The organism is Maribacter luteocoastalis, assembly GCF_048890225.1.
Taxonomy (GTDB): domain Bacteria; phylum Bacteroidota; class Bacteroidia; order Flavobacteriales; family Flavobacteriaceae; genus Maribacter; species Maribacter luteocoastalis.
In genome coordinates, this window is the sequence record NZ_JBMFZG010000003.1 from 153585 (window position 1) to 171034 (window position 17450).

Genomic DNA, 17450 nt, shown 5'->3' on the forward strand with positions numbered 1-17450 from the left:
TGGTATTTTTAGCGCTTCTTAAACTAACAAAACAAAAACTTTTAAGGGATGAAAAAGATTATTGGAGCGCTTTTGGTATGCATGGCGCTAATTATTGTCTCATGTGGTAACAATAAACGGGATGGGGCGCCAAAGGTTTTGGTATTCTCCAAGACCATGGGATTTAAACACGCTTCTATACCAGCTGGGATTGCAGCCGTTCAAAAACTTGGTCAGGAAAATGGTTTTACCGTTGATACCACCAAGAATGCAGCACTTTTTACGGATGAAAATTTAAAAAACTATTCTGCAGTAGTATTTTTAAGTACTACTGGCAATGTTTTGGATCATAACCAAGAAGCAGCTTTTGAGCGTTATATTCAAGCAGGAGGTGGTTACGTAGGTATTCATGCAGCGGCTGACACAGAATATGACTGGGGTTGGTACAATGACTTGGCCGGAGCTCAGTTTTTAAGTCATCCAAGAGGGACACCAAATGCGGATTTTGTCATTAAGGACAAAAATTTTGTAGCAACATCATTTTTTACTGACACTATTTGGAATAGAAATGATGAATTATATAATTATAAGAATATCAATCCAGATGTAAATGTTTTAATGACCTTGGATGAATCATCTTATGAAGGTGGTGAGAATGGTGATTTTCATCCTATTGCATGGTATCATGATTTTGATGGGGGTAGAGCGTTTTATACCGGTGGTGGACATGCCGATGAGTCTTTCTCTGAGGATTTGTTCTTAAAGCATCTTTTAGGAGGTATCAACTACGCCATAGGTGATAATTCTATTTTAAACTATGAACAAGTAACATCACAAATACCACCAGATACCGATCGTTTTTCCAAAGTTGTATTGTCTGAAGGTCAATTTTTTGAACCTACGGAAATGGCGGTTTTACCAAATAGTGATGTGCTAATTGCACAAAGAAGGGGAGAGGTCATGCTTTACAATGATGAAACCCAGCAATTAACACAAGTTGCAAAGCTTGATGTTTATCATAAAACGTTGAACACGCCAGGTGTAAATGCAGAGGAAGGTTTAATGGGCTTACAGAAAGATCCTGATTTTTCAAATAACAATTGGATATATCTGTATTATGCACCAACAGGTGATAAATGGATAAATAGGTTATCACGTTTCAAATATATTGACGGCAATTTTGATCTGACAACAGAGCAAGTTATACTTGAAATAGATAGTCAGCGCGAAATTTGTTGCCATACCGGTGGATCTATAGCTTTTGGTCCAGATAACCTTTTATATCTTTCAACAGGTGACAATTCAACACCTTTTAACGAGAAAGGGGAAAAGTATGTGAACAATGGTTTTGCGCCGTTAAACGATACCCCAGGCCATGAACAATTTGATGCTAGAAGAACTTCTGGTAACACTAATGATCTTAGAGGTAAAATTTTAAGGATAAAGGTGAACGAAGATGGCAGTTATGATATTCCTGAAGGCAATCTTTTTCCTGTTGGAACTGATAAGACAAGACCGGAAATTTATACGATGGGTCATAGAAATCCTTATAGAATCTCTGTAGATATCAAACGGGGGTATCTATATTGGGGAGATGTGGGTCCAGATGCTAGGGCAGACAGCTTGGCCACTAGGGGACCAAGAGGTTATGATGAAATGAACCAGGCCCGTAAACCAGGAAACTTTGGTTGGCCATTATTTATTGGGGGTAATTATGCCTACCATGAATACAACTATGAAACTGGCGAAACTGGACCGGAGTTTGATCCAGAAAAACCAATGAATACCTCTAGAAACAATACAGGTCTAACAGAGTTACCTCCAGCTACTGCTGCCTATATATATTATCCATATGTAGAAACTAGCTTATTCCCACAAACAGGAACAGGAGGTAGAAATGCTATGGCGGGCCCAACATATTATTCAGATCTTTATACAGGTGATGAGAAACTTCCGAGTTACTATGATGGAAAAGTAATTATTTACGATTGGATGCGTGGTTGGATGTTTGCCGTACACCTTAAAGAAGATGGTAGTTTCAATAAAATGGAGCCTTTTGCACCAGACGTTAAGTTGAACAATTTAATAGATATGGAAGTAGGACCAAATGGCAAAATATATTTGCTAGAATATGGCAGTGGTTGGTTCTCCCAAAATGCGAATTCTGGTCTAAGTTACATTGAATATAATGGTGGTAATAGACCTCCAGTTATTGATAATTTAATTGTAGAAGAGACTTCTGGAAAAACACCATTATCTATAAACGCAAAAGTTGAGGCAAGTGACCGCGAAGGTGATAGCATAAAATATATGTGGGATTTTGGAAACGGGGAAACTAGGGAAACGGCGGAACCAATGGTTAGTTATTCCTATGCCGATGCAGGAGCCTATAATTTAAATGTTACTGTGGTGGATGACAAAGGTGCATCTGCTGTAAGCGAAAGCACTAGTATTGTAGCCGGTAACTCTAGACCACAGGTAAGCATAACGTTAAAAGGCGGTACACCATCTTTTTACTTACCTGGACAAAAAATCACCTATGCCGTTAGTGTAACTGATCCTGATGGTGGTACGGTTGACCAGAGCAATATCTTTGTAAGTGTTGATTATTTGGAAGGAATGGACAAAGTTGCGATGAATTTAGGTCACCAACAAGTATCTGCTGCGGTTACAGGTAAAGCATTAACCCAGGCAATGGATTGTAAGACTTGTCATAAGGAGGCTGAGGCTTCCATTGGTCCAAATTATATGGATGTAGCCCAAAAATATAAGGATAGAAGGGATGCCATGAGCTATCTTCAGACTAGGATAAAAACTGGTGGAAGTGGCGTTTGGGGAGAGGTGACCATGCCTGCCCACCCAAAAATCACTTCTGATGAATCTAGACAAATTGCACTTTACATTCTTTCCCTTTCCGGTGAACAGGAAGAAGAAAAGTCCTTACCAGTTAATGGAACCATAACTGCAGAGGCATCAGCACCTGGAAATATGTTAGTCTTAACAGCTAGTTATACTGATGAAGGGGCAGAGGGAACCATTCCTTTGACCGGTTCTAAAGCTGTGGCTATTCCAAGTAGTACTATAGAGTTTACCGAAGATATAAAGACGAACAACATGCAAGCTATGAGCTTTGGAGGAATGAACCTAATGTTGCTAAACGGAGCGACAGGTTGGCTCGAATTAGCAGATACCTCACTTAAAGGGGTTAATTCTTTGACTTTAAATGCTGCTTGGCAAGGTGCGCCTAAATTGAGTTTTACATTCCAAATTCATGAAAATACTCCAGACGGTCCTGTTCTGGGAGAGGCAACAATGCCTGCTCAGTCTGGTGGACAAGGAACGCAAATAAATATTCCAATTTCGGGAGTATCCAGTGATGGTCCTTTTTATGTAACCTACAAGGCGGAAGAAGGAAAAGAGTTTTCTGCAATTGCCCTAACAGGTGCCATGTTTAGGTAAAAAGTTATATATAATTTAAAAGCCCGCTCAATTAGCGGGCTTTTTTTTATTGCATAATTTTATAGCGGTATATCTAACCAATCTCTTGGCAGATTTTATTGCCTATATTCATTAATGTTTCTATTTCTTTTTCGGTGAAGTCGTAGGGTACTGGCTTGGCAATACCTATGGTACCGTATAGTTTGCCTTCATAAATCAATGGTGCGGCCAATGAGCCTTCAACTTTTGTTTCCTTGGCAGCTGGTCTGGCCACACCTGAATCATCGGTTTGTAAATTACACATCTCTACTGGCTTTAGCCTTTCCGCTGCAATTCCAGCCATTCCTTTGCCTATAGGAATTGTTGAAAGTTTTGGAATTAGAAATTCTGGAATACCGATTTGAGTTTCCAGTTCCAGCATGTTATTTGAGTGGTTCAGAAAATGTAAGGTCCCAGTAGAACATTCAAAAAGAGCTAATACCTCTTTTAAAACCAAATTCCAATCAACGGTTTCTTTGGTAATAAGTATTTTTAACTTGTCTGGAATTGATAAACTTTGCTTAACCATATTATTTGTTCTCTTTTATTTCTATATAAAAATTTGCATCAATTGCTAAGGTTCCCAAGTCACCTTTTGTTTTTAAGGTCTGCCATTGGCTGGTTGGTTTTATCCATACCGGTTCGTCTTCTATAAAAATGCGAAGAGGCATTTCAAAACCTTCTACTATATTATGGTATTTATACGTTAAGATATCCTCCTCCATATGGTATTCAAACAAAGGTATTTTGGTGGTGCGTAAATATTGATTAAAAAAGGGCCTAAAATCTCCTCCCATCTGTACGCTTAAGTAATGTTCAATCTCGTCGGAAGTGACCGTTTGATGATAAAACTCTTCGTTCATGCCGCGTAAGGTAGCCCGCCATTTATCATCATCTTCCATAATTTGACGCAGCGTATGTAATATGTTTGCCCCCTTATTGTACATATCACCCGACCCAGATTTGTTCACCTCATAAGGGCCTATTAAAGGCCGGTCGTTACGAATATTGTTTCTAATACCTAAAAGATACTCAGATGCGGCTTCTTTACCATAATAGTAATCTAAAAAAAGACTTTCTGAGTACATGGTGAACCCTTCATGAACCCACATATCGGCAATATCCTTGTAGGTGATGTTGTTGGCAAACCACTCATGTCCGGATTCGTGTATGATGATATAATCGAACTTTAAACCCCAACCCGTTTTGGATAGGTCCCTACCTAAATAACCATTACCGTATTGATTTCCGTAGGTAACCGAACTTTGATGCTCCATACCCAAATAAGGAACCTCTACTAGTTTGAAGGAGTCCTCATAAAAGGGGTAGGGGCCGAACCAATATTCAAACGCTTCCATCATTTTTGGAGCCTGTTTAAACTGCTCCTTTGCTTTTTCAAGATTATTCCTTAATACATAATAGTCCATATCCAACATGCCTTTTTCACCTTTGTAGATTTCTCCAAAGTGAACATAATCGCCAATATTGACATTGACGCCATAATTGTTAATAGGATTGGAAACAAACCAATGGTAGGTATTGGTCTTTTTATCTATCTTACGTAAACGTCCATTTGATACATTCATTAATCCTTTAGGTGCTTTTACACTGATCAGCATACTGTCTACCTCATCATACATGTGGTCTTTATTTGGCCACCAGACACTGGCACCCAATCCTTGACATGAGGTAGCTACAAAGTCTTTGCCATTGCTATCTTTTTTCCATGAAAAACCACCGTCCCAAGGAGCTTTTATAGCTTCTTTGGGATGTCCGGAATAATGGACTATAATTTCATTGTGGTCATTTACTTTTTGTTGTTTATGTAAGGTTACGAAATGAGCATTACCGTTACTGGTAAAATCTAGAGTTTTACCGTCTTGGGTAATTTTTTCAATGATTAGGGGAGGTTGAAGGTCTACTTGTAATACTTTTTTTTCCGTCAACACTTTGTATCTGATCGTATTGGTACCAGAAATAAATTTATTCTTAGGGTCCACATCAATATCTAAATGATAATAGTTTAAATCCCACCAAGACCTTTCGGGTGTAATAGACCCTCTCAAGGTGTCTTGTTCAGTGAATGTTTGTGCGTGACTTATATAAATAATACTGCAGAATAAGACGTATAACAGTTTTTTCATTCTTTCTAGATGTTTATTGCTTAATTATCTAAAAACTCCTGTCGGGAAAACTACAGGGCTCTCGAATCCATCTTTTCCAACCGAAGAAATACCAAAAAAGTAATTATCAATAACAATACCTTTCAGCGTGAATTCTGAAATATCACCTACAAACCTACTATTGTCCCAAGTGGGTGCGGTTGTATCCCGCCAATAAATTTGGTAACCAATGGCACCATCTACCTTACTCCATTGAAATTTCGCCGATGGCTCCACAATACCGCCAATTTTAACTTCTTCTGGTGCTGGGGGTGCCCATGCCAGTGAAGCCAGATTAATGGCATTTACTGCGGTTAATTTTGCAGCATAATCAAAGTTTACATGTTCTAATACATCACCATAGGCAATACCGTTCTCTATACGAATATCTTGGTGTTGTTGCGTATAGTTTTCATGGGCTTCCATAATGCGAATGCCTGGAAAACCGGCATCGTTAAAAGGGCGATGGTGTCCACCTCTTCCAAAACGATCTAAACGATAGATCATCAAAGGGTTCATCTCTGGCATATATTGTTTTACATTTTTATGTACATAACGCGCTAATTGGCGGGATATACCATCTACCTCACCGCCATAAAAACGTCTACGCCTTCTTTCTTCTTCTGTCTCCGTTGGTGGAACCGGCTCAGAAAATATTCTAAAATCAACATTGCTTACAACCCCATCTACACCGGTTATGTTTCCGATCATATCATTATTGAAGATGCCAATGACTTCCCAGCCTTGATCTTTGGCATACTGGGCAACTCCGCCACCACCAAACAATCCTTGCTCCTCGCCAGAAAGGCCCATATAAATAATACTATTCTCAAAGGTATATTTAGATAATACCCTTGCCGCTTCAAGTGTTCCTGCCATACCACTTGCATTATCATTTGCCCCAGGGGAATCATCAGTAAAGTTGGTAGGGTCGCTTACTCTAGAGTCGATGTCACCACTCATAATAATGTACCTATTCGGGTACTTGGTTCCTTTTTGTACCGCAAGCACGTTTACTACTTCCACATCATGAACAATACGCTGATTGGCATCCTTTTTCACCAAATCCTTTTGGTAGAAAACCTCTAGGCAGTTGTTACAATCACTGGAGGTTTTCTCAAATTCCGATTTGATCCAGCGTCTTGCTGCGCCTATGCCACGAGTTTGTGAAACGGTGTCACTTAAGGTGTGACGTGTTCCAAAATTGGCCAAGGTGGTTATATCCTTTTCGATACGCTCCGCTGAAACAGCATCGATGATGTCATAGATACGTTGGTTTGTTTGTGCGGATACGGTAAAGGATAAAATGGTGAGACCAATGAGTAATATGTTTTTCATACTTATGTTTGTTATCAATGTTTTACAGATGTTTTTTACGGATGTTTTTTTGGTATATACCTTATTCAATTTTTATAATCTGATGTTATTTTTTCTAATACCCTGTACTCACTAAAAGTATTAAAAATTAATTGTTTTTAGCACCCATTAGCTGCGACAATCCGATAATTGGCCCAATAGATAGAATTATGAAAATAAATATGGGTGATATCTTATCGGTCATGAGTGCCAACAATTGAATGCTTACAATGGTTATTCCGAACCCTAAACAGTTTACTAGTGTTAAACCTGTTCCCTTTAACTCAGGAGATAAGGAAGAAGCAACTAAACTGGAAAATTGGGGTGAGTCTGCTGTAACTGCCATCCCCCAAAGACACCATCCCCCTAAAAAAATGGCTGTAGATGACTGAAACAATAATGGAGAGATCAAACAGAATATCCCTGAAATTGTCAATGCGAAAACAGCCACTTTTTTACTGCCCCATTTCTGTGAAAACAATCCGCCTATAGCACTGGATAAACCTCCGAAAGCAATTACAATGCCTGTCCAAAAGGAAATGGATATGTTGCTTTTAAAAATTTCATTATAGCTACTTATGGCAAATGGAGTGAATGCCCAAAAGGCATATAATTCCCACATATGGCCAAAATAGCCAAAGGCAGCTTTACGAAAACCGACAATACCAAATAATTTTGTACCAATAGAGAAATCCAATGTATTACTAGCTTTTCTAAAAGGTCCGTTTGGCACAAGAAAATTAATAGCTAAACCACCAAAAACAGTAAATGCGGAAGTTAGTTTAATTACTGTATCAGGATTACTACCCCATAAAGTCCCATTAACCAAGTAAGGAAAAGCAGTGCCCAATACTAGGGCACCTACTAAAAAACCTAAGGCCCTTCCCAAGCCTTGTTCGTAATAATCTGAAGCAATTTTCATCCCTACGGGGTATATGCCCGCCAGAAAAAAACCTGTACCAAACCTAGCGAAAAGTAAATCCCATTTATCTAAATTTTCTTGTAGGAGCCAAAGATTACAAAGGGCTGCTATAACGGCACTAAACATAAATACTTTCGATGGGGCGAACCTATCGGCAATCATGAAAATGGCATACACTAGTGTGCCGATGATAAATCCTAACTGCACCGATGATAAGACCCACCCCATGATTTCAGTGCCAAGACCAGTTTTTAAAGTAAGCTCATCAATAATCGTATTGCCAGCAAACCACGGTGAGGTACATGCAAATTGAGCAATGACGATAACAGGTAGGATATGGGGTTTTATTTTCAATTTAAACGACAAAGATTTTTTAGGCAATATCCCAAACTCCGCATTTGATACTAATCATAATGTTCAATACCATCATCGCTTTTCCGCAAAACGGGCTAAGATATCCCTAACATTTTTAGTGTTGTCCACAAAATACTTCGCCTGTGTTTTTTGGCGACCAACTTTAACGGTAATACTATCTTCCGGTAATTCTTGGAACATAAATTCATCTGTCCAGTCATCACCAATGGCAAATACAAAATCGTAATCATTTTCAGAATAAACGCGCATAGATGCACGTCCTTTGTTTACATTACTACTTTTTATTTCCATTACCTTATTTCCGTTCAATACGCTTAGATCATCATTTGCGATAAGGCTTGTTAGCACTGTATTTAGTTCTACAGCTCTTTTCTGTCCAAAATCAGGGTCTGTATTTCTGTAGTGCCAAGCCAAAGAATAATTTTTTTCTTCTATAAAACTACCGGGAGTACGATCTACAAAGGATTCCAATACAGGATGTATTTTTTCCATCCAATCTTTTTTTACGGCCTCTAGCATTTTAAACGCCTCACCATTTTGTGAGATCCACACACCATGCTCTACAATCATATTATACTTTTTGGGTAAAAACCATTTGGTAAAGGTGTCTTTGTCCCTCCCGCTGATCAAATACATATCTGTATTCTCTTGAGATGATATTTCGTCTAATAGTGTATATAACGCTTCATCTGGACTAGCTTTTTGTGGATCGTTATGAAACCCTGCCAATGTGCCGTCATAATCTAAAAATACGAGCCTTCTTTTAGCTGCGTTATAGTCCTTAATAATTGTATTCATTAGGTCTACAGAAAGTCTTCTAGATATATAGGTATCGTCTTTTTCTTTCTGGTGCAAAAGTGAGGTCATAAAGTCGTTGGCCCATTTCTCTACATTATACCTTTCCAATCGGTTTTGTAACAAGGCATTTCGTTGTTGCTGTTCTTCCTTAGGCATTTTAATAGCTTTGAACAAGGTGTCTGCTATTTCTTCAAAATTATTAGGGTTGATCAATAAAGATTCGTTCATTTCGTTGGCTGAACCTGCCATTTCACTTAAAATTAATACTCCTGTCTTGTCGGTTCTGGTTGCTATATATTCTTTCGCAACAAGATTCATTCCATCCCTAATTGGTGTTAACCAAGCAATATCACAAGCAGTATACAGGTCTATTAAGTTGTCAAAAGGCATTGATCGGTAGAAATACCATATCGGTGTCCAGCTTACTGTAGAAAGCTCACCGTTTATTCTACCAACAAGTTCATCTATCTCCTTTTTAAGTAATTTGTATTGTGGCACGTTGGACCTTGAAGGTACAGCGAGTATTATTAAGCGTACTTTTTCCTTGTATTCAGGGTATTTGTTAAGGAAATATTCAAAGGCATTTAGTCGTTTGGCAATTCCTTTGGTATAGTCCAGACGGTCAATCGAGAGGAAAAATTTAGCATCAGGAGTAGATTTTTTATGGGTGTCCAAACGTTTTTGTAGCTCAGATTTTTCATCCTCACTTCGTTGCGAATGTTCTTTGGCCGCATCGTTAAATTTTTTGTAGTCAATACCCATAGGGAAAGAATCCACCTTAATTACACGATCATCCAGATAAATATCATTAAAGCTGACTTCCAAACCCAAAAGCCTTCTAACAGAGCTTAAAAAATGTCGTTCATAATCATAGGTGTGAAATCCTATTAAATCTGAACCCAGAAGTCCTAGTAAAACCTCTTTACGCCAAGGTAATGTCCTAAAAATCTCAAATGATGGAAACGGAATGTGTAAAAAGAAACCTATAGAAATATTGGGACGTTTTTCCCGCACCATTTGTGGCACCAACATTAATTGGTAGTCATGTACCCAAATGGTATCGTTATCATCCGCTTTTTCTAATATGGCGTCCGCAAATTTTTGGTTTACGGCCTTATAAATTTCCCAACTTTCCAATTCAAATTCTGAATATTCTAGAAAGTAATGGAATAAGGGCCAAATTGTTCTATTGCTAAATCCAAAATAAAATCCATCAACTTCTTTTTTGGTCAATTTCACTTTAGAAGAACCATGTTCTGCAAGGGCACTATCTATTTTAGGGGCTATTTCCTCAGGAATTTCCTCATCTGTAAGTCCACTCCATCCAATCCAAAGGCTATCTCCCCCAGAATGAACAGATTTCATACCTGTGGCCAATCCACCCACACTTGGTATTGCAGTGATACTTCCATTGCTAATTTGTAATTGTACGGGTAGTCTATTTGAGATTATGATAGTTTTGGACATAATTAGCAGGTTTTGCTTTGATTTAAATTTTATTTCTCTCAATTTCGGGAAAAAGAAGGGTAATAACAATTGAAAACCCAAATGGATTAACATTTTTATTGAATGGACAATTTAGATTACGGAATAATAGGGAATTGTAGAAGTGCAGCATTAGTTTCTAAAGATGGCTCTATAGATTGGTGCTGTTTGCCAGAGTTTGACTCATCCTCTTTATTTGCCAAGTTATTGGATGAGAAAAAGGGAGGCAGTTTTGAAGTTATAGTGGACGATTCCTATGAAATAAAACAACGTTATAAAAAGCATACCGCCGTTTTAATAACCCGATTTTCATCGGGTGATAACATTTTTGAGATTAGGGATTTTATGCCGCGATACCGCAAACAAGGGGGAGGCTATAATTCACCACCAGAATTGGTACGTTATTTTAAGCATGTTAGCGGAAAGCCTAAATTCAAAATACTATACAATCCAAAATTGGAATATGCACATGGGAAGACAGAAACGTATGTTAAAAAGAACTTTGTTGTAAGCCTTACCCATGGGGAAAAATTTGACACTTGTTTTCTTTATACCTCTTTTAATAAAAATGCCGTGGTAGACGGTAGGGAGCTTGAGCTAACAAAAGATGGCTATTTTCTTTTAGGATATAATGAGAAATTATTTAAACCTACCGTTCGTAAAATGTATACGGAACTGGAAAGGACTAAGGTTTACTGGTTAAATTGGAGTAGTAGGACCCCAAATTATAAAAAATATAATTCACAAATAAGTCGTAGTGCCATTACCTTAAAATTATTGAGCTATGATAAAACCGGGGCTGTCTTGGCCGCAGCTACAACTTCATTACCAGAGACCATTGGCGAGGTTCGTAATTGGGATTATCGTTTTTGTTGGATCCGTGACGCCTCTATGGCAATAAAAGTAATAGGGGATTTAGGCCATAGAAATGTTGCTAAAAGATATCTGCAGTTTATTGTAGACTTGATTCCTGATAAGGATGAAAAACTACAAATTATGTACGGTATCAATAAAGAGAAAAAATTGACCGAACATACCTTGGACCATCTTGAGGGTTATAAAGGGTCCAGCCCCGTTCGTATTGGTAATGCTGCATATAAACAGAAGCAGAACGATATTTACGGTATTTTAATGGATGTTATCTACGAACAACTTTCTAAATATAGCAATGACACCGAAAACGGAGAGGAACTTTGGGGCATTACCAAAGGTATCGTATGGATAGTTGCCAAACACTGGAAAGAAGCAGATAAGGGCATATGGGAATTTAGGACGGAAGATCGTCATTTTACCTTCTCAAAAGTACTTTGTTGGGTGGCGATAGACCGGGCGATTAAAGTGGCTAGGATTTTTAGAAAAACGGCAAAAATTGAGAAATGGACAGCCCTTGAACAAGAAATTAAAAATGATATCCACGAAAATGCATGGAATCCAGATGTTAACGCATTTACGCAATCGTATGGTTCTCCAGATTTAGATGCATCGGTCTTATTAATGGAGGCCTATGGGTTTATACATGCAAAAGACCCAAAATTTGTAAGTACCGTAAAAGCTATTGAGAAGGATTTGAGCAATGATGGCTTATTATACAGATATAAAAATGAAGATGACTTTGGTTTACCATCATCCTCATTCACCATTTGTACTTTTTGGTTTATTAATAGCCTTTTTAAAATAGGAGAGGAGGAGAAGGCAATGGCGCATTTTGACAAACTGTTATCTTATAGCAATCATTTAGGTCTCTTTAGTGAGGATATTGATTTTAAGACAAAAAGACTATTGGGGAATTTTCCACAGGCCTATTCACATTTAGCTTTAATAGAGTGTGCCATTAACTTTTCAAAAAAGGAAAGTGAAGCGCAAGTATTAGCGTCTATAAACTCGTAATCAAGGTCTAATTTAATTTCAAGAGATGTTGGGCCAAGCTGGTAACCTTAGCTAATAATTTTTTTAAGTGTTCAGTTGTTGTAAACGGATTCATTATAGTTACCCGTAAGTAATGTGAACCTTTTAGTTTGGTCTGCACAATATAAAATTCGCCATCCTCTAATAGTTGTTGGCGAATTTTTGCGTTTAATTGGTTTAGTTCGCTTGGGTTTAATTTGCTATCTATATACCTAAAGCAAACAATGTTAGACATTGGTTTAATGGCAAGTTCAAAGTTGTAATTGTTTTTAATAATTTCCCCAAAAGTTGCACCCATATCATATAAATTGGTAACATATGCATCAAAAACCTCTAATCCATAAAACTTCATCAAAGTATACCAATGAATAGACATCATGGTCTTTGTACACTCAAATGTACGTTTACCAGAATTATACCAATCTTCATGTTCAGATTCAGTAAGTAAATAGTCAGCTTTTTGACTAAAGGTAGCATTGGCGTGTCTTCCTTCTTTTAATAAAAGGGCTGTGGTAATGGTGGGCATCATCATCATTTTATGACCATCTATCACAACAGAATCAGCTTGGGCAATTCCTTTTAAGGTATATTTATATTTTTGCGAAAAAATCCCGGCCCCACCATGTGCACCATCCACATGGAACCATATTTGCTGTTTTTTGGCGAAATCCCCAATTTCATGAAGATTATCAAATATTCCTGTTGCAGTACTAGGGGCACTACCCACTATTGCAAAAATATGTACACCTCTATTCTTTGCCGCTGCAAATTTTTGTTCCAGTAGACTCGTATCCAACCTATAGTCCCCGGTAACGGGAACTTTAATTATCCCTTGTTCTCCAAGCCCCATAATTTTTGCTGCTCTTTCAACACAGTAATGGGCCTCCGCACTTACCATTATTCCTAATTGTTGCTGGTTACCCTTATTCCACACATCTTCCTTTAGAATCGCTTTCCTTGCCGTTAAGAGAGCGGTTAAATTGGCTAAGGTGCCACCTGAGGTTAAAAATCCTCTTGAATTTTGGTCATACCCAATTTTTTCACAAACAATATCTGTAACCACACGTTCTATGGCACTTGGAGCCATACCCATTTCATATACCGCCATACCATTATTGAGTAAAGAACTTATTAACCCTGTGAGACCAGTGATGGGTGCCGTGGGACTCACCTGATGGCCAATGTAGTTTGGGTGGTGAACATAGGTAGTGCGTTTGGTGATTTCTGTGAACAAATGATCTTTCTCGCCATTTTTTAAAAATTCTTGCCAAAATAAAAGCTCCTTTTCAGGGTCGTTCCAGTGAATAGCCTTGTTGGATTTCTGGTTGAGTTTATCGTCTAGGTGTTTTGTCAGATCATCAATTAGTTGATGCCCTTTTTCTTTGAAAAACTCAGGGTTGTAAACCGATTCTAGGAGTAATTTGTTCATTTGCTAAAATTAGATGCTTCCAACAATTTGAACAAATAAAAACCGCTCCAAAAGGGAGCGGTTTTTTATTAATTTCTGAGGATAGTTTTTATTCTGTTACCGCCCTATATGCGTTTACCCTACCATTTCCATAATAAACACTTACACCGTTACCATCTATCTTATCGGCCGTATTTACAATTTGTTTGGTTACACTATGAGGTGCCATTTCTCCTCCATTTTTACCAATAATTAAAGCAGCAACTCCTGCAACGTGGGGTGATGCCATGCTGGTCCCCGCACTCCAAGACCATCCTCCAGGTATGGTACTAAATACCATATCATAATACCAATATGGGGAAGGACTATCAAAATCACCTCCAGGTCCTGCCACGGTTATATGACTTTTACCATAATCTGTATAGCTAGCAGGAATATCCAAACTCCCTGTTGGATTTTCTATCCAACTCATAGGGGCTGTTGCTGATACAGATATCACATTGTTTAATCCAGCAGGTAATTTTAAGGCAGAACCATTACCATCATAATTAGTGCCTCCATTTCCTGCAGAAACCACTATGGTAACTCCATTTCTATAGGCGAAATCAATAGCTCTTTGTTGCGCATGTTTAATTTCTGCGATTAATTTGCCAGGTACTTTAACTACTGAACCATCTTCTAGAGGGATAAAACCATTTTTATTGAACGTAGCGCCAAGACTCATATTGATAACATCCGAACCTATTAAAGCCGCGTAAACGATACCAGCGTTTATACTGCTGAAAGGTCCAGAACCGGTATATTCCGATAATACTTTTACTGCTACTATTTCTGCATTTGGGGCAACACCAATAACACCAAATTCATTATCAGCTGCTGCTATAGTCCCTGCCACATGGGTGCCATGGTTAAAATAGAAACCATCCCGTACGTTCCAATCTTCGCCTTGCACAAATGAGGCACTCAATTCTGTGTTCAAATTTGGTGCTAAATCTGGGTGTTCGGCGTCTATACCAGAATCTAAAACAGCGACCCTTACCCCAGCCCCAGTGTAACCTTGATTCCATGTCTCCGGTGCGTCAATTGCATCCATACCCCAGAGATAATCAAAGTATGGTTCATCACTGCCAATACTCAATGGGGAAGCCTCTGGATTAAGGTCTTCATCTATCCACTTAACATTTAAATCCGGAACAACAGATCTAACCTCAGAAATAGAAGCTATTGCATCACTTGCTTTTTGCGAAGATGAAATAATAACAATTCCTATTTCATCAATAGAAGAGGTGACAGATGCCCCCAGTTCTTCCAATTGTGTCTTAAAGCCCTCTGGAATTGCTTCATTTTTAAGAATTACCATATAATCCTTCTTCGTTGTACTTTTTGCATAAATTGCATTAAGCTCACCATTTTCCAGGGTTTCATTTTCAGTACTACATGATGTAAAAAGAGAAATTCCTAGAACCATTGCCAGGATAGGTTTGTGGGGAAAGTAAATACGTTTTTTCATTCTTTAATAGTGTTTTAGTTATGGTGTAGAAGATATTATAAAATTTAACATTTACACACTATATTGTTGAAAAAACGTTAAAATTGTTAATTTATTAATATGGAGTCGTTTTTAAGGAAATTAATGTAAATCACTGTTTATTCATGCTTGTAAAACATTAGACAATTTAAATAGATAATAGGCTTATAAATAAAAACCGCTCCTATAAGGAGCGGTTTTACTTCTGTCTAACAAAACAAAAGGGTAATCTGAATTAGTCAAAGGTGTAACCGTTATCTGAAGCTACTTTATTTGCAATTTGTGTACGTAAAGCTACTACATTAGGGTTATTGGTATATTTTGTAAAACGTTTTAGGCCCATTAGCATCATTCTTTGTTCGTCTCCTTCGGCAAAAGAAACAATAGCTTCCTTACCTTTTTGGATAACGATATCCGTCGCCCGGTATAAGTACAATTTAGACATGGCAATTTGGGTCGATTGCGATTCTTCCCCAAAGCGTTTGGCATTTTTTTCCGTTCTTAAAATGGTGGATTCCGCCAAATACACTTGTATCAATATGTCCGATGCTGCCATTAATAATTGTTGGTGCTCATCTAACTGTGGTCCAAATTTCTGGACTGCGCTACCTGCTACCATTAAAAACACTTTTTTTAATCTCTTGATTAAATCTTTTTCCTCGGCAAATAATTCAGAGAAATCCGGTGTGTCAAAAGATGGTATTCCCATTAACTCTTCACCCACAGCGGTCGCAGGTCCTAATAGATCAACATGGCCTTTCATGGCTTTCTTCACCAACATTCCTACGGCCAACATGCGGTTAATTTCATTGGTACCTTCATATATTCTTGATATTCGAGCATCCCTCCAAGCGGATTCCATTGGAGTATCGGCGCTAAAGCCCATACCACCAAAGATTTGGATGCCTTCATCTGTGGTATGCTGTACGTGTTCAGAAACCGCAACTTTAAGTATAGAACATTCAATGGCATATTCTTCAACACCTTTTAATTCTGCTTCTTGGTGAGTATTGCCTTCAGCTTCCCGAATTGCAATTCTATCCTCAATATTTTTTGCTGCACGATAACAAGCAGACTCATCTACATACGCATTGGTAGTCATATCTGCAATCTTGGCCTTTATGGCTCCAAAAGAAATTATGGGAGTTTTAAATTGGATACGCTCGTTAGCGTATTTGGTAGCTTCGCCAATAATACGTCTTTGAGCTTCTAAACATGCTGCAGCTAATTTTATACGGCCTACATTCAAGGCGTTCATGGCAATCTTAAATCCATTGCCACGTTCCGAAAGCATATTTTCTGCCGGTACTTTGGTTTCATTGAAGAATACCTGACGGGTAGAGGAGGAGTGGATACCTAATTTTTTCTCTTCATCACCTAATGTAATGCCATTTGAAGGATCGTTCTCTACAATAAAACCCGTAATGTTCTTATCATCCTCAATTCTCGCAAAAACAATAAACAGATTACAAAAACCTGCATTTGAAATCCACATTTTTTGACCTGTAATACTATAATACTTTCCGTCTTCTGAAAGAACTGCTTTGGTCTTTCCCGAATTGGCATCAGAACCGGCACCTGGTTCAGTTAAACAGTATGCCCCAAACCATTCACCAGAGGCCAATTTTGGCACATATTTTTGCTTTTGTTCTTCGGTGCCATATAACGTAATTGGCATGGTGCCAATACCAGTATGTGCTCCAAATGCTGTACTAAATGAGCCTGTAGCACCAGAAATATAATCGCAAACCAACATTGTGGAAACAAAACCCATTCCCATACCACCATAAGATTCGGGTACGGCAACACTTAGCAATCCCAATTCCCCGGCTTTGCGCATGGTCTCCTCGGTATAGGCATAGTCCTTTTTCTCAAATCGCTCCCAATGTGCCCAAAGTTCCCTATCTACAAATTCCTTGGTGCTTTCACGCATCATTTTTTGCTCTTCGTTCAAATCTTCCAAAGTGAAGATATCGTCGCAATTGGTTTCTTTAACAAGGAATTGGCCTCCTCGTAGCAAGTTATCTTTGTCTATTGTTTCTGTACTCATTTTTA

10 protein-coding genes are annotated in these 17450 nt (G+C 38.2%); 2 read left to right on the forward strand and 8 right to left on the reverse strand.

Annotated features, from left to right (window positions below):
• Positions 1–48 precede the first annotated feature (48 nt).
• Positions 49–3438, forward strand: coding sequence for a ThuA domain-containing protein (locus ACOCEA_RS07895; RefSeq protein ID WP_420755684.1), 3390 nt, complete (start codon positions 49–51; stop codon positions 3436–3438).
• Between the two features lie 73 nt (positions 3439–3511).
• Here the strand turns inward: ACOCEA_RS07895 and ACOCEA_RS07900 are convergent, their stop codons facing one another.
• The 5 genes from ACOCEA_RS07900 to ACOCEA_RS07920 form a co-directional block, all read right to left on the reverse strand.
• Positions 3512–3985, reverse strand: a complete 474-nt coding sequence (locus tag ACOCEA_RS07900) for a GAF domain-containing protein (protein WP_420755685.1) — start codon at positions 3983–3985, stop codon at positions 3512–3514.
• Position 3986: 1 nt separating this feature from the next.
• Positions 3987–5600 (reverse strand): M1 family metallopeptidase, encoded by a 1614-nt coding sequence (locus ACOCEA_RS07905; protein ID WP_420755686.1) that lies wholly within the window; start codon positions 5598–5600, stop codon positions 3987–3989.
• A gap of 24 nt (positions 5601–5624) precedes the next feature.
• On the reverse strand, positions 5625–6956 hold the full coding sequence (locus ACOCEA_RS07910) for a M28 family peptidase (protein ID WP_420755687.1): 1332 nt from the start codon (positions 6954–6956) through the stop codon (positions 5625–5627).
• A 127-nt stretch (positions 6957–7083) separates the two neighbouring features.
• Complete coding sequence (locus ACOCEA_RS07915; RefSeq protein ID WP_420755688.1) at positions 7084–8250, reverse strand: MFS transporter; 1167 nt, start codon at positions 8248–8250, stop codon at positions 7084–7086.
• A gap of 72 nt (positions 8251–8322) precedes the next feature.
• The gene (locus ACOCEA_RS07920) at positions 8323–10536 is read right to left on the reverse strand and encodes a bifunctional alpha,alpha-trehalose-phosphate synthase (UDP-forming)/trehalose-phosphatase (RefSeq protein WP_420755689.1); all 2214 of its coding nucleotides are present in this window, start codon (positions 10534–10536) and stop codon (positions 8323–8325) included.
• A 102-nt stretch (positions 10537–10638) separates the two neighbouring features.
• Between ACOCEA_RS07920 and ACOCEA_RS07925 the strand changes: the two genes are divergently transcribed.
• The gene (locus ACOCEA_RS07925; RefSeq protein ID WP_420755690.1) at positions 10639–12441 is read left to right on the forward strand and encodes a glycoside hydrolase family 15 protein; all 1803 of its coding nucleotides are present in this window, start codon (positions 10639–10641) and stop codon (positions 12439–12441) included.
• Positions 12442–12448: 7 nt separating this feature from the next.
• On the opposite strand, the gene ACOCEA_RS07930 is transcribed toward ACOCEA_RS07925, so the two are convergent.
• From ACOCEA_RS07930 to ACOCEA_RS07940, 3 genes are all read right to left on the reverse strand, one after another.
• Positions 12449–13888: a pyridoxal phosphate-dependent decarboxylase family protein gene (locus ACOCEA_RS07930; protein ID WP_420755691.1), complete on the reverse strand. Its 1440-nt coding sequence runs from the start codon at positions 13886–13888 to the stop codon at positions 12449–12451.
• Positions 13889–13976: 88 nt separating this feature from the next.
• Entirely contained in the window at positions 13977–15377 is a 1401-nt protein-coding gene (locus ACOCEA_RS07935; RefSeq protein WP_420755692.1) for a S8 family peptidase, read from the reverse strand.
• Between the two features lie 253 nt (positions 15378–15630).
• The gene (locus ACOCEA_RS07940; RefSeq protein ID WP_420755693.1) at positions 15631–17445 is read right to left on the reverse strand and encodes an acyl-CoA dehydrogenase family protein; all 1815 of its coding nucleotides are present in this window, start codon (positions 17443–17445) and stop codon (positions 15631–15633) included.
• Positions 17446–17450 lie beyond the last annotated feature (5 nt).

Excerpts from the sequence above, each read along its gene's own strand:
- ACOCEA_RS07910 (WP_420755687.1), bottom strand. The coding sequence starts at position 6,956 with ATGAAAAACATATTACTCATTGGTCTCACCATTTTATCCTTTACCGTA.
- ACOCEA_RS07920 (WP_420755689.1), bottom strand. The coding sequence starts at position 10,536 with ATGTCCAAAACTATCATAATCTCAAATAGACTACCCGTACAATTACAA.
- ACOCEA_RS07905 (WP_420755686.1), bottom strand. The coding sequence starts at position 5,600 with ATGAAAAAACTGTTATACGTCTTATTCTGCAGTATTATTTATATAAGT.
- ACOCEA_RS07935 (WP_420755692.1), bottom strand. The coding sequence starts at position 15,377 with ATGAAAAAACGTATTTACTTTCCCCACAAACCTATCCTGGCAATGGTT.
- ACOCEA_RS07930 (WP_420755691.1), bottom strand. The coding sequence starts at position 13,888 with ATGAACAAATTACTCCTAGAATCGGTTTACAACCCTGAGTTTTTCAAA.
- ACOCEA_RS07900 (WP_420755685.1), bottom strand. The coding sequence starts at position 3,985 with ATGGTTAAGCAAAGTTTATCAATTCCAGACAAGTTAAAAATACTTATT.
- ACOCEA_RS07925 (WP_420755690.1), top strand. The coding sequence starts at position 10,639 with ATGGACAATTTAGATTACGGAATAATAGGGAATTGTAGAAGTGCAGCA.
- ACOCEA_RS07940 (WP_420755693.1), bottom strand. The coding sequence starts at position 17,445 with ATGAGTACAGAAACAATAGACAAAGATAACTTGCTACGAGGAGGCCAA.
- ACOCEA_RS07895 (WP_420755684.1), top strand. The coding sequence starts at position 49 with ATGAAAAAGATTATTGGAGCGCTTTTGGTATGCATGGCGCTAATTATT.